A 24,917-nucleotide genomic window follows, 5' to 3' on the forward strand; every position below is an offset into this window, starting at 1 on the left:
GGCTTTCTCCTACGCGTTGGTTAATCGTGACGGTCGCCTAGATTAGGAAGGTGCACTGCTAATAACAAATAAATAATCTAGATACGACCAATAGACTTTCGTTTATAGAAAGACCGGTCCGCAGAGTTCCGCGGAGCGGCATGGGGGTTCTGTTCGCATCAGCGCCCGGCGCCTGCTCGGCAGCCTCAGCGGGGAATGCGGTCGCTGATTGTAGTCCATGACCGCAGTCAATGCATGCTCTTTAGACCACAGCGTGATCGGAGCCCGCGCCCCTCTGCCGGGGCGCGCGCACCGAAGATCAGGCAGGACCCGCATCGGCCTCCTGCGCCTCTAGCGTGTCGGCGTAGTGATCGCGCGCCACATAGGTATAGATGGCCGGGACCACGAAGAGCGTGAACAACGTGCCGATCGCCATGCCCGCCGCAATCACCAGGCCCATTGCGAAGCGCGAGCCGGCACCAGCACCGGTCGCCATCAGCAGCGGCACCATCGCCACCACGGTCGCCGTGGTCGTCATCAGGATGGGCCGCAGACGCAGGCTGGCCGCCTCCTCGATCGCATCGCGCAAGGGGCGCCCCTGACGCTGCAACTGGTTGGCGAACTCCACGATCAGGATGCCGTGCTTGGCGATCAGCCCGATCAGGGTCAGCAGACCCACCTGTGTATAGATGTTCAGCGAGGTCACACCCAGGCTGATGAAGATCAGGGCGCCGGCGATCGACATCGGCACCGTGGTCAGAATGATCAAGGGATCACGGAACGACTCGAACTGCGCGGCCAGCACCAGGAAGATCACGACCAGCGCGAAGAAGAACGTGACGACCAGATCCCCACCCTCGGCCTTCAGCTGCCGCGACTCGCCGGCATAGTCCACGTTCACATCGGGCGGCAGCACCTCGGCGGCAATCCGGTCGATGATGTCCAGCGCCTCCCCGAGGGTGACGCCGGGCCGTGGCACCCCCTGCAGGGTCACCGCGTTCAGCTGCTGGAAGCGGTTGAGCTGGCGCGGCGTGACCGTCTCTTCCAGCGTCACGATGCTGGACAACGGTATCGGCTCGCCGTCCGCGGTGCGCGTGTACAGCTCCTCAAGCTGCTCCGGCGTCAGGCGGTCGGAACGCTGGACCTGCGGGATCACGCGATAACTGCGGTTCTCCATCGCAAACCGCCCGGCGAACCCGCCGGAGAGATACGTCGCCAGATCGGCATTCAGCGTCGCCATGTCGATGCCAAGCTGCGAGGCACGCTCGCGGTCAATCTTCAGATCCACCCGTGGCTGGTCGAAGTTGAGATCGGTATCGAGGAAGATGAACCGACCCGTCTCCATCGCCCGGTCCTTGATCTCCTGACTCAGCTCGTTCAACTCCTCGAACGAGCTGGTGGAGCCGAACACAACGCTGACCGGCGCGCCCTGCCCCGGGGTCGGCAGCTGCGGCGGCTGGATCGCGAACACCTCGAGCCCTGGCAGCCCTTCCAGCGCCGGCTGCAGGTCCTCTTCCAGGATCTTGGCGGTCGTTCGGTCACGCTGATCCCAGGGCGCCATAACGAAACCGCCCAGGGCCTGGTTGGTCGCCCCGGCCATACCGGGTCCGCCGCCAAAGCCGTTCACGATAAAGATGTTGTCGAGCTCGGGGATGCGGTCGAAAAAGCCGTCGGTCAGCGCGGTGTTGCGCTCCAGGTAATCGATCCCCATGTAGGCATCGCCTTCCATGATCGAGAAGGCGAAACCCTGGTCCTCCTGCGGCTCCAGCTCGGTCTGCGAAGTCACGAACAGGAAGTAGCAGGACACCAGCACGATGGCGCCGAAGGCGGCGACGGTGAAGCGGTCATTCAGTGCCCCGTGCAGCCGTCGGCGATAGCGCTCGCGCAGGCTGTCAAAGCGCGCGTCCAGCCACGACTCGATGCGCCCGCGCCGCTCGACCGAACCATCGCGCAGGATTTTCGAACACATCATTGGCGACAGCGTGATCGCGACAATCCCCGAGATCACGACCGTCGCCGCCAGGGTAAACGCAAACTCGATGAAGAGCGTGCCGGTCAGGCCGCCGATGAACCCCAGCGGCAGGAAGACCGCCACCAGCGTGGTCGACATCGCGACAATCGGCCACGCGAGCTCGCGCGCCCCCTGGATCGCCGCGTCCATGCGCGACATGCCCTCCTCGATATGCCGCGAGATGTTCTCCAGCATGATGATCGCGTCATCGACCACGATGCCGATGGCCAGCACCATCGCCAGCAGCGTCAGCAGGTTCAGCGAGAACCCCATCAGGAGCATCAGCATGAAGGTCCCGATCAGGGACAGCGGTACCGCCACCGCCGGGATCAGCACACTGCGCCACGAGCCAAGAAACAGATAAATCACGACCAGCACGATCAGCAGCGCCAGCACGATGGTCGTCAACACCTCGTCGATCGCGCTCTCGATGTATTCGGTGGAGTCATAAACGATCTCGCCCTCCAGCCCGGAGGGCAGGCGCGGCTCGATGCGCTCCTCGAAGATCTCGCGTACATCCGCGATCACCTCCAGGGCATTGGCATCCGGCGCCAGCTCGATGCCGATGAACGTCGCCGCCTGACCGTTGAAGCGCACCGAGGTGTCGTAGTTCTCCGACCCCAGCTCCACCTCGGCGATATCGCCAAGACGCACCAGGTCGCCTTCCTGCTCGAACAGGATCAGCTGCTCGAAGGCCTCCGGGGTCTGCAGGTCGGTATCCGCGGTCAGGTCCAGGCTCACCATCGAGCCCTTGGTCTGCCCCACTGCGGAGAGGACATTGTTGCCCTCCAGCGCCGACCGAACGTCGCGCCCGGTTACGCCATAGGCCGCCATGCGATTGGCGTCCAGCCAGGCGCGCATCGCAAAGCTCTGATCGCCGAGGATCTCGGCCCGCTGAACGCCGTTAACGGTGGCCAGCTCCGGCTGCACCTCGCGAATCAGGTAGTCGGTGGTCTGATTGTTGGAGAGGCGCTCGGAATAGAACGACAGGTACATCGCCGCCACATCCTGACCCACGGAGAGATCCACCACCGGGTCCTCGGCCTCCGATGGCAGATCGCTGCGAATCTTGTCCACCTGGGCGGAGATCTGCGTCAGCGCCTGGTTCGGATCGTAGTCCAGCTCCAGGAACGCCTGCACCGTGCTTATCCCCGGCAGGCTGTTGGACACGATGTAGTCGATCCCCTCCGCCTCGGCGATCTCGCGCTCCATCGGCGTGGTGATGAATCCCTGTACCAGGTCCGCATCCGCGCCGATATAGGCGGTGCTGACCGTGACCACCGCGTTCTGCACCTCGGGGAACTGGCGCACGTTCAGGTCGAACACCGCCCGCACCCCGAACAGCAGGATGAACAGGCTGACCACAGTGGCCAGCACGGGCTTCTGAATAAAGAGATCGGTAAAACGCATCGTCGCGGGCCCGCTCAGCGATTCGCCGGCCGCGGATCGCGTTCGGCATCGGGCTGGGCATCCTCCGTGATCTTCACGGGGGTATCGTTCTGGAGCTTCAGCAGACCGCTGACCGCAATCTCGTCGCCCTCTTCCAGGCCATCCACGATGCGCACCAGGTCACCGCGTCGCTCACCGATCTCCACCAGGCGCTGCTCCACACGCTTGTCGCCGTCATCGTCTTCAAAGATCACGAACGCCGAGTTGCCCCAGGGTGCGAAACGGATGGCCGTCTGCGGGACCACCAGCCCCTCCTCCGGCTCGCCACGCTGCAGCGTGACGCGGGCGAACTGACCGGGGCGCAGCCGATGGTCCTCGTTGGTGATCATCGCCTGCACGCGGAACATCCGCGAGGCAGCACGGACACGCGGCTCGATCGCGGTAATCTGCCCCTCGAAGGTCTCGCCATAGGCATCGACGGTGACCTCGACCGACTGCCCCAGCTCGACATTCGCCAGCCGGCGTTCGGGCAACGTGAAGTTCACATACAGCGGGTCCAGGGACTCCAGCACCACAATCGGGTCGCCCGGGCCGACAAACTGGCCCTCGTTCACCTGACGGATACCCAGCTGCCCGTCAAAGGGCGCCCGCAGACGCTTCTGGCGAATACGGGCATCCTGTGCCTTGACCGCCGCCTCGGCCTGTTGCGCCTCGGTCGCGCGGCGCTGGAACTCCGAGTCGGAAATATCGTTGCGCTGCACCAGGCCCCGCGCCCGTTCCAGCTCGCGCGCCGCGAGCTGCGCCTCGGCGCGCAGGCTTTCCAGCTCCGCCTCGTCCAGCTCGGTGTCGAGTTCGACCAGCGTCTCGCCCGCCTCGGCGAAGGCCCCATTGGCAAAATGGATGCGGTCAACAATGCCCTGTGCCTCGAAACTCAGCGTGGCCCCCTGCACCGCCTCCAGGTCCCCCACCGCACGCAGCTGCGGGGCCCAGCGATCGGTCTCCACGGTCGCCGCGTTGATCGTCGCAGTCGGCTCCGGCATCTCGTCAAAGAACTCCGCGATCTGCTGATCCACGAAGGCCTTGAAACCAAAGATGCCACCCAGGACCAGGGCTACGCCCAGCAGCATCAGGAAGAATCGCTTGCTCATGAATTTGCCTCAGGAATGTGCTCGCGCACGATCGCGCGCACCCGCTCCGTCTCGGCGCGCACGACCGAGGGTTCGTCTGGATCGATTCGCGGCTCCCAGCGCCAGCCGGTCAGCAGCGCATGGGTATGGCGGATCAAGTGTTCATACGGGCGGTGGATATCGTAGGCATCCAGCAGCCCCTGGGCATTCGCGAGCGCCTGCATCCCGGTATTCAGCGCCCACGGCCCCAGCCCCATCTCTTCCTCGCCCATCTCCTGGGCCGGTGGCAGGTCCTTGTTCGCCCGCGCCTCGGCCACGATGGCGTTGATCGCCTGGCTGATCGGTTGAGCCGCATCAAGCAACTCCTGCCGCCGCGCCTCCGACGTGCTCGCCCAGACCACCTCTGTCGTCACGAATTGGGTCAATCGATAGTAGTCCGGATTCGCCTGCGCGAAATCGATATCGGCCAGCACCATCGCCAGCATTCGTGAACGGGTTCCCAGCGGCAGCCGAGGAATGCACCGAAACAGCTCCGCACGCTGACGCGTTGCCCGGGTCGCGACGGCCGCCAGCAGATCTTCCTTCGAGTTGAAATGCTGGTACAGCGTGCCGGTCGCGTACTCGCAGGCGGCCGCCAGACGCGACATCTGCAACGCCAAAAGGCCCTCCGAGCGGATCAGCTCGTGGGCCTTTTCGACAAAGAGGGTCTCGCGCGCCTCGCGCTCGCGCTGCTTTCGATTCTCGGTGCCCATCGGCGCAGACTACCGAATCGGAACCAAGATTTGAACCTCGTTCACTCAACAAGCAAAAAAACGGGGCCCAGAAGGCCCCGGTCCGCTTGTCATCGGCGCCCAATCAGCCGGCTTCACGCAGTAGGCGCACGATCGCGTCGGCCACGCTCTTGCTGGACTGCGGGTTCTGCCCCGTCACCAGTTTGCCATCCACCACGACATGGTCGGTCCAGTCCTCGGCGGTCTCGACCTCCCCACCCAGTTCGGCCAGGCGGTCCTGCAGCAGAAACGGCACGGCCTGATCGAGCTGTACCGCCTTCTCTTCGCTGTTGGTGAACGCGGCCACCTTGCGCCCCTTCACTGCCGGACTGCCGTCTTTCAGCATCGCGCCGACCAGACAGGCCGGCCCGTGACACACCGCGCCCACGACCTTGTCGTTCTCCAGAAACTCGCCGACCAGGCGCTGCACATGCGGATTCTCCGGCAGATCGAACATCGTGCCGTGCCCACCGGGGAAGAAGATTGCCGCGTAGGCATCGTGGTGCATGCCTTCATCGAGATGGATCGTGTCGTCCAGGGCCTCCTGCGCGGCGACGGCCGCCGGTCCGGGATGATTCGACTCCAGGCTCTTGGGATCCAGAGGGACGGGCCCGCCCTTGGGACTGGCCACCTTGATCTCGAAACCGGCCTTGCGGAAGCGGTCATAGGGCACCGAGAACTCGTCAAACCACACGCCGGTCGCGTGGCCGTCGCCGATCTCGCCGTGACTGGTCACCACCATCAGTATCGTCTTGCTCATCCCGCGAACTCCTGTTGCATCCATACATGTCCGTGGACTCGGTGGTCCGGGACAGGGTTCCGCTGCGCACAGGAATCAAGGGGCCGGGGCCCGAATTCGAGAAGCCGATCCCTTGCGTCTTGTCGGTATTGGCGGGACAGCTTTCTGAGCGGTCCGAGGAGCAGGGACAGTCGACCGAACGCGTATCACTCTCCCCAACCAAGAAAGGCCCCGTAATGGGGCCTCTGACAGCTTGGTCAATGACGTCCGACCGGCAATGCCGGGCGGACGCCAGGGCTTCAGGTCGGAGTCAGACCTGGGTGTAGCGCAGGTAGGAGCGGATCTCCTCGAAGCCCTGCGGGAACTTCTTCTGCGCATCCTCGTTGCTGACCGTCGGCGGGATGATCACGCGATCGCCCGGGGTCCAGTCGGCCGGCGTAGCGATGCCGTGCTGGTCTCCGGTCTGCAGCGCATCGATCACGCGCAGGATCTCGTCGAAGTTGCGGCCCACCGACATCGGGTAGGTCATCATCAGCCGGATCTTCTTGTTCGGGTCGATAATGTAGACCGAACGCACCGCGGCAGTCTCGCTCTCGCCCGGGTGGATCATCTCGTAGAGCTCGGAGATCTTCTTGTCGGCGTCGGCAACGATCGGGAACTCCAGCGTGGTGTTCTGGGTGTCGTTGACGTCCTCGATCCACTTGTTGTGCTCGTCGACGGTATCCGTGGACAGGCCCAGCGGCTTCACGTTGCGATCCGCGAACTGCTGCGCGAGCTGGGCAGTGCGGCCCATCTCGGTGGTGCACACCGGCGTGAAGTCGGCCGGATGGCTGAAGAAGAAGCACCAGGAATCGCCGATCCACTCGTGGAAATCGATCTTGCCCTTGGTGGTGTCAATCTGGAAGTTCGGGGCGGTATCACCCAGTCGAAGTGCCATGATGTACTCCTTTCTTGATAATCAATGGCTTGCAAGTTTCGGGGCCGTCTCGGCTCCCCGTGGAAACCAAGGTATCGCGACCCCACTGAATTAGCTATTACTAATTCTCTAAGGCCTCGATAGCCGGCACCTAAGACGAGCCGCAACAAGGGCACCCCGCCCCGAGCGGCCCACCCGTCACTACATGCGGCGAAAGAGCTCGGCCAGGTCGTCACGCATCGGCTGGCGCCCCATCTCCTCGGTGGTAAATTCCGAGCCGTCGAAGGACACGCGCAGCATCACTGCCTCGCCGGCCTCCACATCGGGCATCAGCGCAACCATCGGGCGCCCGGTCAGGTATTCGGCAACCGCCTCGTCCATCTCCGCCGCGGCCTGTACCTGCTGCTGCATCCAGGTGGAGATATGCAGCATCAACGTGCCGTCCCACTCGGCCTTCGCGAGCTCGCCGAGCAGGGCGTGGGCCAGGGCCACGTTGTCGTCACGGCTGGCACCGGCGCCAAAGGCGAGATAGGTCACCTCGGCGTCACCGATCGCCGCTACTGCGTCGGCGGCATCCTCGGGCCCTTCCATGCCCGCGATGCTGAACCCGGCCTCCGGGTTGGCGGCCAGCATCCCGGCCCCGAGACCGCCGGTCAGCGCGCCACAGATCGCGGAACGGTTGTTGACCACGGCCAGCGACTCGGCCTCCATCATGCTCGCAATGGCCTGTCCGACATTGCCGCCCGCCATGGCGCGAACGGTCTGCTCCTCGCCAAACGAAAGCGACTCGGCTGCCGCCGTGAGCGGTGCGGCCAGCAGCGCAGCCGAGAGAGACAGTGCAATGGTCGTCTTTTTCATCAGTTCACCTCGTGTTGGTGGTTGGGAATATTCGGTATTTCTGATGCCTGGGGCATCACATCACCATCGGCCGGCCGGGCGGGCGCGGCCCTTCTGGTGTTCGGGAGTTGTGGCTATGCAGCTCCTGGGACCCTGCAGCACCACGCGCGATTCAGGTTTCTCCGACCGCGGCATACTGCGCAGACGGGAACACTCGCCGCAGGCGGCCCGTCAGAACCCGTACCTGGGGCCGCCGGATCAGCCGTCTCGATCCAGTTCCCGCAAGCGCCGGTACAGGCTGCGCTCGCTCAGGCCCAGCCGGCGCGCGAGGCTCCGCCGATCACCCTGGTGTACCGCCAGGGCGTGACGCAGATACTCGCGCTCGATCTGATCCAGCGGACGCAGTTCCCGCGGATGGACCAACTCCGCGTAACCTTCTCCGGCCGCACCCGATTCGGCGCGCGTGGCCTGCTGGCGCACCGGGCCTGGCAGGTGCTCCGGCCGAATCGGACCGCCATCCGCCAGCAGGGCCGCGCGTTCCAGGATGTTGCGCAGTTCACGCACGTTGCCGGGGAAGGCATATCCCTCCAAAACCCGGATCGCGTCGTCCTCCATCGTCGGACGCGGCACCAGCTCGGAGCGATCCAGCATGGCCTCGACGAGCAGCGGGATATCGCCGCTGCGCTGGCGCAGCGGCGGCACCTCGATGGGGAAGGTATTGATCCGGTAGAACAGGTCTTCGCGAAACTCGCCGGCCCGCACCATCGCCTCCAGATCCCGGTGGGTGGCACAAACCAGTCGAAAATCCGCACTCCGAGACTCGATTCCGCCGACCCGGCGGTAGGCGTGCGTCTCCAGCAGGCGCAGCAGCTTCACCTGCTGGCCCAATGGGATATCGCCCACCTCGTCCAGGAACAGCGTGCCGCCGGACGCGGCCTCGACCAGCCCGACCTTGGCCGAGGCCGCACCCGTGAAGGCCCCCTTCTCGTGGCCGAACAACTCGCTCTCGAACAAGGTCTCGGTCAGTCCGGAGCACTCAACCGCGACAAACGGCTTGTCGCGGCGCGGGCTCTCTTCGTGGATCGCCCGGGCGATCAACTCCTTGCCGGTACCGGACTCACCCAGCAGCAGCGCCGAGGCATTGCTGGGTGCCACGCGACTGATCAAGCCCAGCATGGTATTGAACGCCCGCGAACGCCCGACCAGCCCGGTGGCCCCGTTCTGCGGGCTGGATACGGGCAGATGATGGAGGCGCTCGACGAAATAGCGAACAGCCCCCTCCGCCCCCAGGATCGGAGTCAGCTCGACGTCCACGTGCTCGCGGCCCTGCGCCGTGTGATGCACATGCAGGACACGTTCCCGGCGGCGGCTGGCGAGCGCAGCCTGGAGCGGACAGGCTTCCCCGGCCTCGTCGCACGGACGCTGATAGCCGTGCGAGGCCTCATAGCAGGCCCGGGAAGAGCCATCGGCATCCGTGCCGTAGACCCTCTGGTAGGCCGTATTCGCGGCCAGGATCCGGTAATCGGGCGACAACAGGATGGAGGGCTCGCGAAAGGCCTCCATCATCTGTCGCATCGCCGAGAGGTCCGTCTCGTTGCCACACGGAATCGCCAGTCGGCTAATCGTCACGTCTTCTCGCATGGGCCAGGTATCCAGGGGAGGCGCCGCGGCGGTGGTCCTCCGATGACTCTGCCCAATAGACACGCTCAACCGAGGTACGTTCAGTGGCATCACGGCCGGTCTCTACGGATCCCGCTTAGTGGTACCCGGTCTCGGGCGTCACCTTGCCGCGGAAGACCCAGTACGTCCAGGCCGTGTACCCCAGGATGATGGGGATCACGAACAGCGCCCCGACCAGGATAAACAACTGTGCATCCGGGGACGACGCCGCATCCCAGAAGGTGTGGTCCGGCGGCACCACATACGGCCACTTGCTGACCAGAAGCCCCAGATAGGTCGTAATGAACAGGGCGATCGTCGCTACGAACGGGATCCCCTCGTCACGCCGCCGCACCGCCCGGATCAGTATCCAGGCGGACAACAGGGCCAGCGCCGGCAGGACCCACAGGTACTGCCAGGTGCCCATCCAGCGTTCCATCACCTTCGGGTCAATAAACGGCGTGATCAGGCTCACCGCCGCGAACACCACCAGGACCAGGGCCAGCAGGCCAGGCACCACGCGATAGGCAAAGGCCTGGGTCTCGCCATCGGTCTTGACGATCAGCCAGGTCGCGCCCAGCAGCGCATAGCCCGCCAGCAGACCGATACCGGTCAGCACGGTGAACGGCGTCAGCCAGTCCAGCGGCCCGCCGGCAAAGCTCAGACCCTCCATCTCGAAGCCCTGGATGTAGGCGCCCACCACGGCCCCCTGGGCAAACGCCGCCACCGCCGACCCCGCGGCAAAGGCCACGTTCCACAATCCCTTGGAGGTATTGGCCTTGAACCGGAACTCGAAGGCCACCCCGCGGAAGATCAGCCCCGCCAGCATCAGGAAGACGCCGATATACAGGGCCGGCAGGAACACCGAGTACACCAGCGGGAAGGCCGCCAGCAGCCCCGCCCCGCCGAGGATCAGCCAGGTCTCGTTGCCGTCCCAGACCGGGGCGACCGAGTTCATCATCACATCGCGCGAGGTCTCGCCCGGGGCGAACGGGAACAGGATCCCGACCCCCAGATCGAACCCGTCCATCAGCACGTAGGCGATGATGCCGACGGCAATGATGACCACCCAGATCAGCGTGATATCAAGCGTGGTTTCCATGGATCAGCTCCTTGCAGCGCCGGTAGCGGCGTCGTCGATCGAGGTATCGGCCGCGGACCAGGGCCGCTTCGCGTGGGCCGGGGCCTGCCGGACCTCGGTGGTCTCCGGTCCCTTCTGCACGATACGCACCAGGTAGTAGACGCCAGCCGTGAACACGGCGGCGTAGACCAGCACGTAGCCGATCAGCGTGAACAGGGCCATGCCTCCCGTCAGCGCCGGAGTGATGCCCTCGGCATGGGTCATCACGCCGTAGACCAGCCAGGGTGCGCGCCCGGTCTCGGTCACGAACCAGCCGGCGACCACCGCGATGAACGGGGCCGGGATCATCCAGGTCAGACCCCGCAGGAAACGCGGCGAGGCGAACATGCGGCGCCGGAAGCGCAGCCAGGCACCGGCCAGCACGAACAGGATCATCACCATCCCGATCGCGACCATGATGCGGAACGACCAGAAGGTGATCCCCACCGGCGGGCGTTCCTCGGCGGGTACCTCCAGCAGGCCGGGGACCTCGCCATCCAGCTCGTGGGTCAGGATGAAACTGGCCATCTTCGGGATACCGATCTCGAAGTGGTTGGTCTCATTGGCCGAATCCGGGATCGCGAACAGCAGCAGCGGTGCCCCGCGTTCGGTCTCCCAGACGCCCTCCATCGCCGCGACCTTGGTCGGCTGATGTTCAAAGGTATTCAGGCCATGGATGTCGCCCACCACCAGCTGGGCCGGGGCCGCCAGCAGCAACACCCACATCGTGGTGCCCAGCGCCTTGCGGTTGACCAGCACATCGCGCTGGCGCAGCAGGTACCAGGCCGAGACGCCGGCGACCACGAAACCCGCGGTCAGCAGCGAGGCCAGGCCCATATGGAAGAAGCGCGGCCAGAAGCTCGGGTTGAAGATCGCGGTGATCCAGGAGGTCACGTGGAAGACACCGTCCTGCAACTCGAAGCCCACCGGGGTCTGCATCCAGCTGTTGGCGACCAGGATCCAGAACGAGGAAATGAAGGTACCCAGCGCCACCATCAGCGCCGCGAACAGGTGCACGCCCTGCGGTACCCGGTCACGGCCGAACAGCAGCACGCCCAGGAAGGCCGCCTCGAGGAAGAAGGCCGTCAGCACCTCGTAGGAGAGCACCGGCCCGAGGAAGTTGGCGGTCGCATAGGAGAACGCACTCCAGTTGGTCCCGAACTGGAACGACATCACCAGCCCGGAGACCACCCCCATCCCGAACACGACCGCGAAGATCTTGATCCAGAACTTCGAGATCTGGGTGTAGATCGCATCGCCGGTCTTCCAGGCGCGAAACTCCAGGAAGGCGATGAACGACGCCAGCCCGATGGTAAAGACCGGGAAGATGGCGTGAAACGAGACCACGAATGCAAACTGGATTCGTGATAGCAGTATGGGGTCGAGCTCCATGGCGTTCCTCCATTGTCAGGGTGCGCCGTCCGGACGCAGCTACCGCGTCCTTACAAGTACCGTGCCAGCAAGCCCGCCTCCCGCTCGCGGGCCCGGCAGGCGGCAACCGGCCTCGAAGACAACCGCCCGCACCCGCTCGCCACAGCGCCGCTGTGACTGCCATTCATGGCAGCAAAAACCCCACAACTGCCATTTGTGGCAGTCCTGTCGTGGCACAACCCGCCGCCAGCGGCAGGCGCGAGCGGGCTCTGCGATCTGGCACGCAACTTGTAAGAAAACGGCAAGCAGGGCGCGTCAGACGCCCGCCTTTCATAACAAGAGTGCACCGCAGGAACCGCGGTGCCGGACGACGGAGATCCAGCATGTCCCAGCCCGAACAGCGCGAAAATCGCAGCCGCCAGCAGCAGTCGACCGAGGCCCTGGCTGCCGCCATGGACCGCAGCGGCCTGTCCCGCCGCGACTTCCTGAAGATCGCCGGCGCGGCCGGCCTGGCCTCGGCGACCGGCGTACAGGCCGCCCCGGCTCAGGCCGCGGTCTCGACACGGGCACGCATCGTCGTGCTGGGTGGAGGCGCCGCCGGCCTGACCATGGCCGCCCGCCTGCGCGCCCTGCTCGATGGCGCCCGTATTACCGTGGTGGAACCGAGCGAGATCCACGACTACCAGCCCGGCTGGACCCTGGTAGCGGCGGGCGTCTATTCGGTCGGCGAGGTCCAGCGGCGCAACGAGCGCTATATCCCGCGCGGGGTGGACTGGGTGCGTTCCGCCGTGGCCGCGATCGACCCGGAGTCGCAGCGGGTGGAGACGGTCGATGGCGACCACCTGGACTACGACTTCCTGGTGGTCGCAACCGGCCTGCACCTGGACTTCGAGGCCATCGACGGCCTGCGCCGCGAGGACATCAGCCGCCCGGGCCTGACCAGCATCTACGCCAGCGCCGAGGCCGCGCGCGATGCCTACGAACAGGTACGCACCTTTGGCGAGCGCGGCGGCGTGGCCCGCTTCACCATCCCGGGGACGCCGATCAAGTGTGCCGGCGCCCCGATCAAGGCCACCTTCATCGCCGAGAGCCTGCTGCAGAGCGCCGGCCAGCGCGGAGATGCGGAGTTCCACTACCACACCGGGGCAGACCGCCTGTTCAGCGTCGCGCGCTTCGACACGATGGTGCGCGACCTGTATGCCGAGCGTGACATCGCCGTGAACGAGGATGGGTTTCTCGCCGCGGTCGATATCGACGCCCGGCAGGCCACCTTCCGCGGGACGAACGGCAACGAGGAGACGGTCGACTACGACTACCTCCATGTGACGCCGCCGATGCGGGCCCACGGGTTCGTGCGCGAGGCCGGGCTTGCCGTGGAGGATGGCGCGCTGGCCGATGGCGGCTGGCTGGCGGTGGATGATCGCACCCTCCAGCACACCCGCTATCCGAACATCTTCGGCGCCGGCGATGTGGTCGCCACCGCGATCGGCAAGACCGCCTCCACCGTGCGCTCCCACGGCGCGGTGATGCCGGACAACCTGGTGGATGTACTGCAGGATCGCGAGCCATCGCGCGAGTTCGACGGCTACACCTCCTGCCCGCTGATCACCGAGGTCGGCAAGGCCGCCCTGGTGGAGTTCGACTACAGCCTGCAGGAGGTCCCGACCTTCGGCTTCATCGATCAGGGCGAACCCAGCTGGATGTGGTGGCGTCTGAAGGTGCACATGATCAAGCCGCTGTACTTCAACATGCTGCGCGGGCGCTACCTGCGCTAGGGAAACACTGATCAATGTACACGCTCGCGTTGGTACCCCAGGTTTTCCGAGACAAGGCGCGGTGCGCAGCCGGTAGTCGTTCTACCGGCCCGTTTTTGACTAATGCGGGCCGCAACGCAGGATCGGGGAACCTGGGGTACCAACCCCACAAGCCATTGAATGCAGGGGCTCGGCCGCTTTTGCCTGCGCACGGCGTTGCGGTTCCCTTGTGCAGAGTGACTGCACGGCAGTCACCGCGCCTTGTTCGCACGCAAAAGCGACTCGAGCGCGAGCGTGTACATTAATCAGTGTTTCCCTAGGAGCCTGACTGATGTCCACACGCCCAATCCGTCCGCTCCCGCTGCGTCGAGCCCGGATGCCCGTCGTCCGCACGCGATGAATGCTACCGCCAGGGAGTGGCTGCGCCAGCGTGCCCGCCCCCATCGCCGCTGGCTCTGGATGTCCGCGGCCGGCTCCCTGATCGCGGCCGGCGCGACGATCGGCGTGGCCGGCATCATCGCCCAGGCCGTGTACCAGGCCCTGTTCGCGCCCGAGCGCCTGGACTGGGCAGCGGTGCTGGCGGCCGGGCTCGTACTGATCGTGCTGCGCTACAGCGCACAGGGACTGCGTGACCTGGCCGGCCAGCGGCTGGCCCACGCGGTCAAGGGCCGCCTGCGCGGCGAGCTGCTGCATCGCGCCCGCGAGGCCGGTCCGGCGCGGCTCGCGGCACAGGCCACCACCGGCGAATGGATCGAACGCTTCCAGGCCCGCGGCGAGGACCTGACCGGCTACTACGCGCGTTACCTGCCCGCGCTGCAGGCGGTCATCCTGATCCCGCTGGCGATCCTGATCACGGTGTTCTGGCTGGACTGGCTGGCCGGCCTGCTGCTGCTGTTCGCGGCCCCGCTGATTCCGGCCTTCATGGCTATCGTCGGCATGGGGGCCGAACAGATCCATCGCCAGCAGCAGGCCGAGCAGGACCGTCTCGCCGGGCACTTCCTGGACCGCATCCGCGCCCTCGACTGGCTGCGCCGGGCACGCGCAATCGAGGCCACCCAGTCCGAGGTGGTGGAGCGCAGCCACCATCAGCGCCGACTTACCATGCGTACGCTGCGGGTGGCCTTCCTGTCCTCGGCCGTGATGGAGTTCTTCAGCGCCGTGGCCATCGGCATGGTCGCGATCTATGTCGGCTTTGCCCTGTTCGGGGCGCTGGACTACGGCCCGGCCGCGGAGCTGACGCTGTTCACCGGTCTGTTCGTGCTGCTGCTGGCGCCGGAATACTTCCTGCCGCTGCGGCAGTTCGCACAGAGCTATCACGACCGCGCCGGTGCGCTCGCGGCGGCCGAGGCTCTGGCCCCGCTGACCGCGCCCGCCGAACACCCCGCCGCCAGCGCCGCTCCGGCCATCGAGCCGCCCGAGACCGACCCGACCGGCGCGATGCTCGCACTGGAAGCCGTCAGCCTGCGCTATCCCGGCCAGGACGCACTCGCCCTGCCCCGGACCACGCTGACCGTCGAGCCCGGCGAATCCATCGCGATCACCGGGCCCAGTGGCGCGGGAAAATCCACCCTGCTCGCCCTGTGTGCGGGGTTCCTGCAACCGGACGAGGGACGCGTACGGCGCCATGGTGATGCGCAATCGTTCGTGTGGATCGGACAACAGGCCCACCTGTTCCACGGGACCCTGCGCGAGAACCTGCAGCTGGCCCGCCGCGAGCCCCTCTCCGATGAGGAGATGGGCTCGGCGCTGGCGCAGGCCGGCCTGCCGCTGACGGCGGCGGAGCTGCCGGACGGGCTGGATACGGCGATTGGCGAGCAGCGCCGCGGCCTCTCCGGCGGCCAGGCCCAGCGTGTCGCCCTTGCCCGCGGCCTGCTCTCCGGCTACCGGCTATGGCTGCTGGACGAGCCCACCAGCGCACTCGACGCGGCGACCGAGCGCGCATTGCTGGACACCCTGTTCGGGCTGGCCCGGGAACATGGGCTCACGCTGGTCGTGGCCACGCACCACACGACGGTGCAGGCCCGTTGCCAGCGGACCCTGAATCTCGTGGGGGATCGGGATGCGTAGGGACGGCTTCCGGGATCTGCGCTTCCTGCACGCGATCTTCCGGCAACGGCGGCTCTGGTACTGGGGCGCCTGGGCCCTGCTGGCCCTGACCTGGGTCGCCGGGATCGCGTTGCTGGCGCTGTCCGGCTGGTTTATTACGGCCACGGCCCTGGCCGGGGTCGGCCTGCTGGCCACCCTCGACGTCTACGTCCCCTCGGGCGGCATCCGAACCGCGGCGATCGCGCGCACGCTGGCGCGCTATTCCGAGCGGCTGGTCAGCCACGAGGCGGTGCTGCGCAGCCTCGCCGACCTGCGGGGCCAGACATTCCGCGGCCTGGCGGCCCGTCCCGCCGGCTGGGTCCGCGCCTATCGCAGCGGCGACCTGCAGACCCGCCTGACCGGGGACATCGACACCCTGGACGCGATGCCGCTGCGCGTGGTCGGCCCGATCATCGCGGCCCTGCTGAGCCTGCTGGTCACGCTGGTCATTGCATTCTGGCTGGCGCCATGGCCGGCGGCGGCGCTGCTGCTGGTGGCCGGCACCCTGACCGTGCTGGTCTCGCTGCTGCTCGCATGGGTCGGGCAACGTGACAGCCGCCAGTTGGTACGCGCCCGGGCTCATGAGCGTATCGCCCTGGCCGACTACATCGGGGGCCTGGCCGAACTGATCGCCTTCCAGCGGGCGGGCGATACCGAACAGGCGCTGGCGCGGCAGAACCGCGACCATGCCCGGCGACTGACCCGACAGGAGTCGGTGGGCACACTGACCGAGCCCGTGGTGCAGGCGGTGGTCGCCGTCTCGGCACTGCTGATGCTCCTGCTGGCCCTGCACTGGTACACGCAGGGGCTGATTTCAGCACCTGTGGCAGTCCTGCTGCCCCTGATGACCCTGGGCCTGGGCGAGGTCCTGGGCAGCCTGCCGGGCGCCTGGTGGCGGGCCGGCGAGAGCCTGGCCGCCGCGCGCCGCATACGGCATGTGGTCGCGCGGAAGCCCCTCCCGGCCGATTTGCCCGAAGGGGGTGAACGGCAGGGACACCCGCGCCTGTCCGCGCAGGGCGTGGTGACGGGATTCGAGGCCGGCCGCCCGCTGTCGGCACCGCTGGACCTGGCACCCGAACCCGGGACGCCGCTGGTCGTGACCGCCCCGAGCGGACACGGCAAGAGCACCCTGCTGGACACCCTCGCCGGCGAACAGGCGCCCCTGGCCGGGTCGGTCCGGATCGGGTCGACACCCATCGAGGCCCTGTCGGTCGATGCCCGCTATGCCCGGATCAGCTATCTGCCGCAGACCCCGCACCTGCCGGACACCCGCATCCGCAACATCCTCGCGCCCGGTCCGCATGACGACCACCAGGACGAGGCCTTGTGGGATGCGCTTCGGCAAGTCGACCTGGCCGACCGGGTTGGCGCCGATGCGGATGGACTGGACGCCCGCATCGGCGAGGGCGGGCAGCGCCTGTCCGGTGGCCAGCGTCAGCGCCTGGCGCTCGCCGCCATACTCCTGCAGGACCGCCCGATCGTGCTGCTGGACGAACCCTTTTCCGGTCTCGATGCCGCCACCATCCAGCGGATCCTGCAGCGCCTCCGGCCCTGGCTGGCTCGGCGCCAATGCATCCTCGTGACCCATGCCCCGGACGCGCTGCCGCCGGACTGGACACGTCTGCTGCTACCGCGCCCCGCGCTGCCCCGGACGGGTTCTGATTCGGTTACTACTGCTTAGGGAAACACGGACCGGGCTCAACGCCCGCCTTGCGCTGCCGCGGCCCACTCGCGGAGCGCGGCAACATCGACACAGGGGCCCGGCAAATCCGGCCCCCGGAACACCGTTGCCGGACACTGCGGCTCGCCAAATCCATCCAGGACAACCAGGGCGCCGGTGAAGTCCTGCTCGCGCGTGTAGTCGTTCGTCGTGACCACCACATTCAGCCCCGCCCCCCGGGCTGCGCGCACGCCGTTGTCCGAGTCCTCGAGGGCCAAGCAGGCCTGTGGCGGCAGATCCATCGCCTCCAGGGCGTGCTGGAAGATATCCGGGGCGGGCTTTTTCTCCGGGACGACGTCACCGGCAGAGATCACCTCGAAGCGATACGGGCCCTCTTCACCCAGGGTCGCTTCCAGCAGCGCGGTGACGTTCTCGGGCGTCGTGGTGGTAGCAATCGCCAGGCGCAGTCCTGCCGCCGACGCCTCGTCGAGCAGACGTTCGACCCCCGGCCGCAGCGGGATCGCGCCGGTCTCCAGCAGCGCCACGTAGTGCCTTGTCTTGGCCGCATGCAGGTCCCGGATGCGCTGATCGATTTCGGGCTCGTCCAGGATGTCGGGATGATCCTCCGAGAGGTACTGGCGGATGCGTTCCTTGCCACCCGTCACGCGCAACAACTGTCCGTAGCGCTCGACGCTCCACTCCCAGTCCAGCCCGGCCTCGGCAAACGCCTGGTTGAATGCGACGCGATGCCCATCGCGCTCGGTATCGGCCAGTGTGCCGTCGACATCGAAGATCAAGGCCTTCAGTTCCTGCATCCGGGTTCCTCTGGATATGTGGCTGATAAAGTGGGATTCGCTCCGGGCCCCACACAAAAAATACTGGCACGGGACTTGCCCAGCCGGGCTGTCTCTGATACTAAGTGCGCCTTATTTTTCCAGCCGGAGAGAATGCCCGCATGGCTGCTGACAAGAATCAGGACCACCCCTCCACCAAGCACATGGTTGCCGGAGGCATCGCGCCCTACGAGCCGAAGTCCGGCGAAGAGTACATGAATCCGGATCAGCTCGATCATTTCCGCAGCCTGCTGCGGGCATGGCGCCAGGAGCTGGCCGAAGAGGTCGACCGTACCGTGGGCCACATGCGTCAGGACGCCGCGAACTTCGCGGACCCGGCCGACCGCGCGACCCAGGAAGAGGAGTTTGGCCTGGAGCTGCGTGCCCGCGATCGCGAGCGCAAGCTGTCGAAGAAGATCGACGAGGCCCTGCGCAAGATCGACACCGGGGACTACGGCTACTGCGAGACCTGCGGCGTCGAGATCGGCATCCGCCGCCTCGAGGCACGCCCGACCGCCACGATGTGCATCGACTGCAAGCAGCTGGCGGAGATCAAGGAAAAGCAGATGGCCTAGGGAGACGCTGATTTAATCGCACGTCCGCGCTCGAGTCGCTTTTGCGTGGGAACAAGGCGCGGTGACTGCCGTGCAGTCATCCTGCACAAGGGAACCGCAACGCCGTTCCCACGCAAAAGCGGCCGAGCCTCTGCTTTCAATGGCTTGTGGGGTTGGTGCCCCCTGTTCCCCGATCCTGCGTTGCGCCCCGCATTCATCAAAAACGGGCGGGTAGAACCACTACCCGCTGCACGACGCGCCTTGTCTCGGAAAACAGGGGGCACCAACGCGGACGTGCGATTAAATCAGCGTCTCCCTAGCAGGTCATCCGGCGGCAGGATGGCTGTGCCATGACTACCGCCAGCTCGAATCAAGGCGCCCCCTATGTGGGGCGCTTTGCCCCTACCCCCTCCGGCCCGCTGCATGCGGGTTCCCTGTTCGCCGCCGTCATCTCGTGGCTGGACGCCCGCAGTCACCACGGCCGTTGGCACCTGCGTATCGACGACATCGACACCCCGCGCGTCCAGACGGGCGCGGAGTCCGCGATCCTTTCGGCACTCGAGGCCTTCGCCCTGGACTGGGACGGCCCGGCCACCCGCCAGAGCAACCGCACCCCGACATACCAGGCCGCGCTTGAGCACTTGCTAGCCCGGGACCTCGCCTTTGGCTGCGCCTGCACCCGGCGCGACCTTGCTCACAACGGCAAACCGGGCTGGGAAGGCCCGATCTACCCCGGAACTTGTCGTCAGGGTCCGCCGGCCGGACACCCGCCGCGGGCCTTCCGTGCCCGTGCGGCGCAGTCACACTGGGGCGTGGCAGACCGTTTCCTGGGCCCCGTCGCCTTCGACCTCGAGGCCCTTGGCAGCGACTTCGTCATCCGCCGCGCGGATGGCCTGTTCGCCTACCAGCTGGCCACCGTCGTGGATGATCTCGGGTTGGGCGTGACCGACGTGGTGCGCGGAGTCGATCTGCTGGGCTCTACTCCCCGTCAGATGCAGCTGTATCAATCGTTGGCCACGCCCTGGCCGCGTTACGCGCACCACCCCGTGCTGATCGGCGCGGGTGGCCAGAAGCTGTCCAAGGCGACAGGCGCCGAGGGTCTGCGCGAGGACACCACACGCGCCCAGCTCGCCTCAGTGCTGACCTGCATCGGGCTGGCACCCAGCGACCCCGACTGCCCCGACCGGCCCGCTGCCCAGCTGGCCGAGGCACTGGAGCGCCTGACCGACCGTCCCCTGGCCACTCGCCTGCCACTCACTACCGGCGTGCCCGTCCGCGAGCCAGGGAAACACTGATGAATGTACACGCTCGCGTTGGCACCCCAGGTTTTCCGAGACAAGGCGCGTCGTGCAGCGGGTAGTGGATCTACCCGCCCGTTTTTGATCAATTCGGGGCGCAACGCAGGATCGGGGAACCTGGGGTGCCAACCCCAAAAGGGCTCGGCCGCCGGTTGTTATCAAAAACGGGCGTGGGAACTGCGTTGCGGCTCCCTTGTGCAGAATGACTGCACGGCAGTCACCGCGCCTTGTTCACACGAAAAAAGTGACTCGAGCGCGAACGTGTACATTCATCAGTGTTTCCCTAGGGGGTAGACTGCGGCCATGCTGCGCCTGTCCACCCCCACATTCGCGCCACGGCCTGCGGCCCGTCACAGGCCGGATCGGCACACTCCGGGGCGCTGACCTTGCAGTCTTCACGCGCAATCCTCGTCGCCCTGCTGGGCGCCTTGCTGTTCCTCAGCCCACTGGTCATCTGGGTCGCGCACCTGACGCCGGCCTGGTGGTGGCCATTCGCTGGCTGGGCGACCTTCATCGTCCTGGTTGCCGTTGTCTTTGCCGGGGGTCGCCGTGACCCTTAGCCTGGGCCTGATCTACGCCGTCGGCGTGGCCTATCTGGCGCTGTTGTTCGGGATCGCCTTCCTGGCCGATCGCGTTCCGCGCGTCGGGCGCATCGCGGCCAACGGCTGGGTATTCAGCCTGTCGCTCGGCGTCTATGCCACGTCCTGGACCTTCTACGGCAACCTCGGCTTCCTCGCGGACCATGGCTACCTGTACCTGACGATCTACCTGGGCGTGACGCTGGCCTTCGCCGCTACCCCGTGGCTGCTGCGCCCGATCCTGCGCCTGACCCGCGAGCAGCAGCTCACATCCCTGGCGGATCTGTTCGCGTTTCGCTATCGCAGCCGCTGGACCGGCCCCATCGTCGCGCTGTTCATGCTGGCCGGGGTACTCCCGTACATCGCGCTGCAGATCAAGGCGGTCGCGGAATCCGCCGGCGTCCTGACGGCCGAGACGCCACCGCACCTCCTGGCCCTGACCTTCAGCGCCACCATCGCGTTGTTCGCGATCCTGTTCGGCGCCCGCCATATCGCACCGCGCGAGAAACACGCCGGCCTGGTGCTGGCCATCGCGTTCGAGTCCATCGTGAAGCTGGTGGCGATCCTCGGCATCACCGCAGTCGCGCTGTACGCGGTCTTCGGCGGGTTTTCCGGCCTGGACACCTGGCTGACCGAGAATCCCGAGGCCGTGGATGCGCTGTACGCGCCGGTACGCGAGGGCGGCTGGTTCGCGATGATGATCCTGGCGTTTGCCGCCGCCTTCCTGCTGCCGCGCCAGTTCCACATGCTCTTTACCGAGAACATCAACCCGGCGGCGCTCAACCGGGCTGCCTGGGCCTTTCCCGCCTTCCTGCTCCTGCTGAACCTGCCGATGCCGGTGCTCTACTGGGCCGGAGAGGCGGCCGAGCTCGGCATCGACACCAACTACTACGCAATCGGCATCGCCGGCATGGTCGACTCGCCCTCGCTGGCCTTGCTGGTGTTCATTGGTGGTCTCTCGGCCGCCAGCGCAATGATGATCGTGACCACGCTGGCCCTGGCCCACATGGGGACCAACTACCTGTCGCCACTGACGCGCCTGCACGACGAGGATAGCGCCGCCGCCAACCTCTATTCCCGGCTCCTCTGGGGTCGACGCCTGTGGATCGTGTTCATCATCGGTCTGGGCTACGCGTTCTACGGCCTGCTGCAGGTGGTCGAAGGCCTGGCCCAGCTGGGCCTGATCTCGTTTGCCGCCGTAGCCCAACTGCTACCGGGGCTGATCGGGCTGATGCTGTGGAAACAGGCCAACCGCGTCGGCTTCCTGCTGGGACTCTGTGCGGGCATCGCCGGCTGGCTGTTGACGCTGGTGCTGCCGCTGATGGCCAAGGCGGGGATCGTTGCTGGCTACCCGGACCCACAGGGAATGCTTCGGGCCGAGGCCCTGGACCCGTGGACCTTCGCCCTGATGTGCAGCCTTGGCATCAATGCCGTGCTGTTTGCGCTCGGCTCGCTGCTGACCCGCCCCAACCGCGAGGAGACCGAGGCCGGGCGCGCCTGCTGCCCCAACGAATCGGCCGGGACCGGCGGCGGCCTGCCGCTGGCCGGCGATGTCGCCGAGATGGAGACCGCACTGGCCGCCACGCTCGGTGCCAGCGCTGCCCGTCACGAGGTCCAGCGGGCCCTCGACGATCTCGGCCTGCCGCGCCACACCCGTTCGCGCGGCGACCTGCGCACGCTGCGCGAGCGCATCGAGCGCAACCTGTCGGGCCTGCTGGGCCCGGTGCTCGCCCGCATGATCGTCGACCAGCACCTGCGTCTCGACGCCGCCGGGCGCCACACTCTGAGCGAGAGCCTGCGCCGGGTGGAAGAGCAACTCGAGACGCGCGCCCTGCCCCTGTCGGGTCTGGCGGCCGAGCTGGACGCCCTGCGCCGCTTCCACCGCCAGATCCTTCACGAACTGCCGCTGGGGGTAGCAAGCCTTGGCACCACCGGCGAGATCACCGGCTGGAACCAGGCCCTGGCCAAACTGACCGCGATCAACACTGACCAGGCCATCGGATGCAATCTGCAGCAGCTCGAGAGTCCCTGGGCGGGGCTGCTGACCGCCTTTATCGAGAGCCCGGATCGCCAGTGGTACAAGCTCAACGTCGATCTGCCCGATGGCAACCGGCGGCTGAACCTCCACAAGTCCGCACTCCAGGACGAGCATGGCCGGCTGGAGGGTCGCATCGTCCTGATCGAGGACATCACCGAGCGCGCCCAGCTGGAGTCCGAAATAGCCCACGGTGATCGCCTGGCCTCCATCGGGCGCTTTGCCGCCGGGGTCGCGCACGAGATCGGCAACCCGCTGACGGGCATCGCCTCGCTGGCGCAGAACCTCCCGCTGGAGGAGGACCCCGAAGAGGTCCGGGGCACCGCCGAGGACATCCTCGCGCAGACGCGGCGCATCAATGCGATCGTGCAGTCGCTGGTCACCTTCGCCCATGCCGACGAGGGCCCCTCCGCCGGGCATTTCGAGACCATCGCGCTGGATGCCATCGTCAACGAGGCGATCCGCCTCACTCGCCTCGCCGGGCGCAAGGACCTGCGCTTCGAGCTGGACGGCCTCGAAGGCCTCTATCTGCGCGGCTCGCACGCGACCCTGCTGCAGGTGTTCATCAACCTGCTGACCAATGCCGAACAGGCCTCACCCGAGAATGCGACGGTAGCGATCAGCGCCAGCGCTCGCGGTCGCAACATCCACCTGATCATCGACGACCGCGGACCGGGCATCGAGGAATCCAGCCTGGAGCGGCTGTTCGAGCCATTCTTTACCACCAAGCCCGCCGGCCACGGCACCGGGCTCGGCCTGCCGGTGGCCTACAGCATTGTGCGCGACCACGGTGGTACCCTGATGGCCGCGAACCGCCCGGACGGCGGTGCGCGCTTTATCCTGATCCTGCCGCGACACAACCCCGATGGCGACCACGCATGACGCGCATCCTTCTGGTTGACGACGAAGCCCCGATCCGCCGTGCCGTGCGCCGGTTCCTGGAGCATCACGGGTTCCAGGTGCGGCTGGCCGAAGACCTCGCCAGCGCCCGCACCGCCCTGCGGGAGGAACTGCCGGACCTGATGCTGGTAGACCTGCGCCTGCCCGACGGCGAGGGCATCGAGCTACTGGCCGAGGCCGGCCATACCCCCACCGTGATCATGACGAGCTACGCCTCGGTCCCCTCGGCCGTCACCGCGATGAAGGAAGGCGCGGCCGACTACATCGCCAAGCCATTCGATCACGACGCCCTGTTGCTCACCCTGCGCGCGGCGCTGCGGGGGGTCCCCGCCGCAACGACGGCGGGCAGCGACCGCGATTCCGACGACGACAGTCTGGGCCTGGTGGGCGACAGCGTGGCCATCCAGCGCCTGCGTGACCAGATCCGCCGGGTCGCGACCACTCAGTCCACCGTACTGCTGCGCGGCGAGTCGGGCACCGGCAAGGAGCTGGCTGCACGGGCCCTGCATCGGCTCAGCTCGCGCGCAACCGGGCCGTTTATTGCGGTCAACTGCGCGACCATCCCCGAGGGACTGGTCGAAGCCGAGCTGTTCGGCCATGCCCAGGGCGCCTATACCGGCGCCGTCAAGGCGCGCACCGGCCTGATCCAGGCGGCCCACGGCGGCACGCTGTTCCTGGACGAGATTGGCGAACTGGCCCCGGCCGCGCAGGCGCGCCTGCTGCGCGTGCTGCAGGACGGCGAGATCCGCCCGGTCGGCGCGAACGAAAACCTGAAGGTCGATGTCCGCCTGCTGGCGGCCACGCATCGCGACCTGGAGGCGATGATCGGCGAACAGGCCTTTCGTGCCGACCTGTACTACCGCCTGCGCGTACTGGAGCTGTCCATCCCGCCGCTGCGCGAGCGCCGCGAGGATATCCCGGCACTGGCCCGGCATTTCCTCTCCGATCTGGCAGGGAATGGCGGACCACCCGCCGAACTCACCCAGGCCGCGCAGAAAACACTCGAGTCCCACGACTGGCCGGGCAACGTGCGCGAACTGGCGAATGCCCTCGAGCGCGGCTGGGTGCTGAGCCCGGACAGCCGGATCGAACCGGACCACCTGGGACTGGCCCCGGCTACGGGCAATGGCGACACGACTCCCGGAGGCTCGAGCCTCAATGACTATTTCCGCCGCTTCGTACAACAGAACCAGGCCCAGATGACCGAGACCGAACTCGCGCGCGCCCTGGGTATCAGCCGCAAGACCCTGTGGGAACGCCGCCAGCGCGAGGGCCTGCCCCGCCCTTAAGCGGCCTGGCCGG

Annotated in this window: 18 protein-coding genes; 8 read left to right on the forward strand and 10 right to left on the reverse strand. The window is 66.8% G+C overall.

Features of this window, described 5'->3' with window-relative positions:
* Positions 1-298: 298 nt before the first annotated feature.
* The 9 genes from G015_RS0104470 to G015_RS0104510 all read right to left on the reverse strand — a co-directional run bounded on the left by G015_RS0104470 (position 299) and on the right by G015_RS0104510 (position 11,939).
* Positions 299-3,400, reverse strand: coding sequence for an efflux RND transporter permease subunit (locus tag G015_RS0104470; protein ID WP_020146229.1), 3,102 nt, complete (start codon positions 3,398-3,400; stop codon positions 299-301).
* A gap of 14 nt (positions 3,401-3,414) precedes the next feature.
* Positions 3,415-4,527 (reverse strand): efflux RND transporter periplasmic adaptor subunit, encoded by a 1,113-nt coding sequence (locus G015_RS0104475; RefSeq protein ID WP_020146230.1) that lies wholly within the window; start codon positions 4,525-4,527, stop codon positions 3,415-3,417.
* Complete coding sequence (locus G015_RS0104480) at positions 4,524-5,258, reverse strand: TetR/AcrR family transcriptional regulator (RefSeq protein ID WP_018138853.1); 735 nt, start codon at positions 5,256-5,258, stop codon at positions 4,524-4,526. The genes G015_RS0104475 and G015_RS0104480 overlap by 4 nt, the downstream gene beginning before the upstream one ends.
* 103 nt (positions 5,259-5,361) lie before the next feature.
* Positions 5,362-6,036, reverse strand: a complete 675-nt coding sequence (locus tag G015_RS0104485) for a type 1 glutamine amidotransferase domain-containing protein (RefSeq protein ID WP_018138854.1) — start codon at positions 6,034-6,036, stop codon at positions 5,362-5,364.
* Positions 6,037-6,325: 289 nt separating this feature from the next.
* Positions 6,326-6,952, reverse strand: coding sequence for a peroxiredoxin (locus tag G015_RS0104490; protein ID WP_018138855.1), 627 nt, complete (start codon positions 6,950-6,952; stop codon positions 6,326-6,328).
* 180 nt (positions 6,953-7,132) lie between these two features.
* Positions 7,133-7,789 carry a hypothetical protein gene (locus G015_RS0104495; RefSeq protein WP_018138856.1) on the reverse strand — a complete coding sequence of 219 codons (657 nt, stop codon included), beginning with the start codon at positions 7,787-7,789 and terminating at the stop codon, positions 7,133-7,135.
* A gap of 237 nt (positions 7,790-8,026) precedes the next feature.
* Entirely contained in the window at positions 8,027-9,409 is a 1,383-nt protein-coding gene (locus tag G015_RS0104500) for a sigma-54-dependent Fis family transcriptional regulator (RefSeq protein WP_018138857.1), read from the reverse strand.
* Positions 9,410-9,524: 115 nt separating this feature from the next.
* Entirely contained in the window at positions 9,525-10,529 is a 1,005-nt protein-coding gene (cydB, locus tag G015_RS0104505) for a cytochrome d ubiquinol oxidase subunit II (protein WP_018138858.1), read from the reverse strand.
* Positions 10,530-10,532: 3 nt separating this feature from the next.
* A complete protein-coding gene (locus tag G015_RS0104510; protein WP_018138859.1) occupies positions 10,533-11,939 on the reverse strand; it encodes a cytochrome ubiquinol oxidase subunit I in 1,407 nt (468 codons plus the stop codon).
* A gap of 362 nt (positions 11,940-12,301) precedes the next feature.
* Between G015_RS0104510 and G015_RS0104515 the strand changes: the two genes are divergently transcribed.
* The 3 genes from G015_RS0104515 (at position 12,302) to cydC (ending at position 17,438) form a co-directional block, all read left to right on the forward strand.
* Complete coding sequence (locus tag G015_RS0104515; protein WP_020146231.1) at positions 12,302-13,693, forward strand: FAD-dependent oxidoreductase; 1,392 nt, start codon at positions 12,302-12,304, stop codon at positions 13,691-13,693.
* A gap of 375 nt (positions 13,694-14,068) precedes the next feature.
* Positions 14,069-15,739 (forward strand): thiol reductant ABC exporter subunit CydD, encoded by a 1,671-nt coding sequence (gene cydD, locus G015_RS0104520; protein ID WP_020146232.1) that lies wholly within the window; start codon positions 14,069-14,071, stop codon positions 15,737-15,739.
* Positions 15,732-17,438, forward strand: coding sequence for a thiol reductant ABC exporter subunit CydC (gene cydC / locus G015_RS0104525; protein ID WP_020146233.1), 1,707 nt, complete (start codon positions 15,732-15,734; stop codon positions 17,436-17,438). The genes cydD and cydC overlap by 8 nt, the downstream gene beginning before the upstream one ends.
* Before the next feature lie 17 nt (positions 17,439-17,455).
* Here cydC and G015_RS0104530 read toward each other — a convergent pair whose 3' ends face one another.
* Positions 17,456-18,232 (reverse strand): HAD family hydrolase, encoded by a 777-nt coding sequence (locus tag G015_RS0104530; RefSeq protein WP_018995226.1) that lies wholly within the window; start codon positions 18,230-18,232, stop codon positions 17,456-17,458.
* 140 nt (positions 18,233-18,372) lie between these two features.
* Here G015_RS0104530 and dksA point away from each other — a divergent pair, with 140 nt between their 5' ends.
* The 5 genes from dksA to G015_RS0104555 all read left to right on the forward strand — a co-directional run bounded on the left by dksA (position 18,373) and on the right by G015_RS0104555 (position 24,904).
* Positions 18,373-18,825 carry an RNA polymerase-binding protein DksA gene (dksA, locus tag G015_RS0104535; protein WP_018138864.1) on the forward strand — a complete coding sequence of 151 codons (453 nt, stop codon included), beginning with the start codon at positions 18,373-18,375 and terminating at the stop codon, positions 18,823-18,825.
* A 329-nt stretch (positions 18,826-19,154) separates the two neighbouring features.
* Positions 19,155-20,099, forward strand: a complete 945-nt coding sequence (gluQRS, locus tag G015_RS0104540; RefSeq protein ID WP_020146234.1) for a tRNA glutamyl-Q(34) synthetase GluQRS — start codon at positions 19,155-19,157, stop codon at positions 20,097-20,099.
* A 389-nt stretch (positions 20,100-20,488) separates the two neighbouring features.
* Positions 20,489-20,662: a hypothetical protein gene (locus G015_RS14290; RefSeq protein ID WP_018138866.1), complete on the forward strand. Its 174-nt coding sequence runs from the start codon at positions 20,489-20,491 to the stop codon at positions 20,660-20,662.
* A complete protein-coding gene (locus G015_RS0104550) occupies positions 20,652-23,597 on the forward strand; it encodes a sensor histidine kinase (protein ID WP_020146235.1) in 2,946 nt (981 codons plus the stop codon). The genes G015_RS14290 and G015_RS0104550 overlap by 11 nt, the downstream gene beginning before the upstream one ends.
* Positions 23,594-24,904 carry a sigma-54 dependent transcriptional regulator gene (locus G015_RS0104555; RefSeq protein ID WP_020146236.1) on the forward strand — a complete coding sequence of 437 codons (1,311 nt, stop codon included), beginning with the start codon at positions 23,594-23,596 and terminating at the stop codon, positions 24,902-24,904. The genes G015_RS0104550 and G015_RS0104555 overlap by 4 nt, the downstream gene beginning before the upstream one ends.
* Positions 24,905-24,917: the final 13 nt, after the last annotated feature.

The organism is Thioalkalivibrio sp. ALJ15, from assembly GCF_000383695.1.
In the GTDB taxonomy this organism is placed as follows: Bacteria; Pseudomonadota; Gammaproteobacteria; order Ectothiorhodospirales; family Ectothiorhodospiraceae; genus Thioalkalivibrio.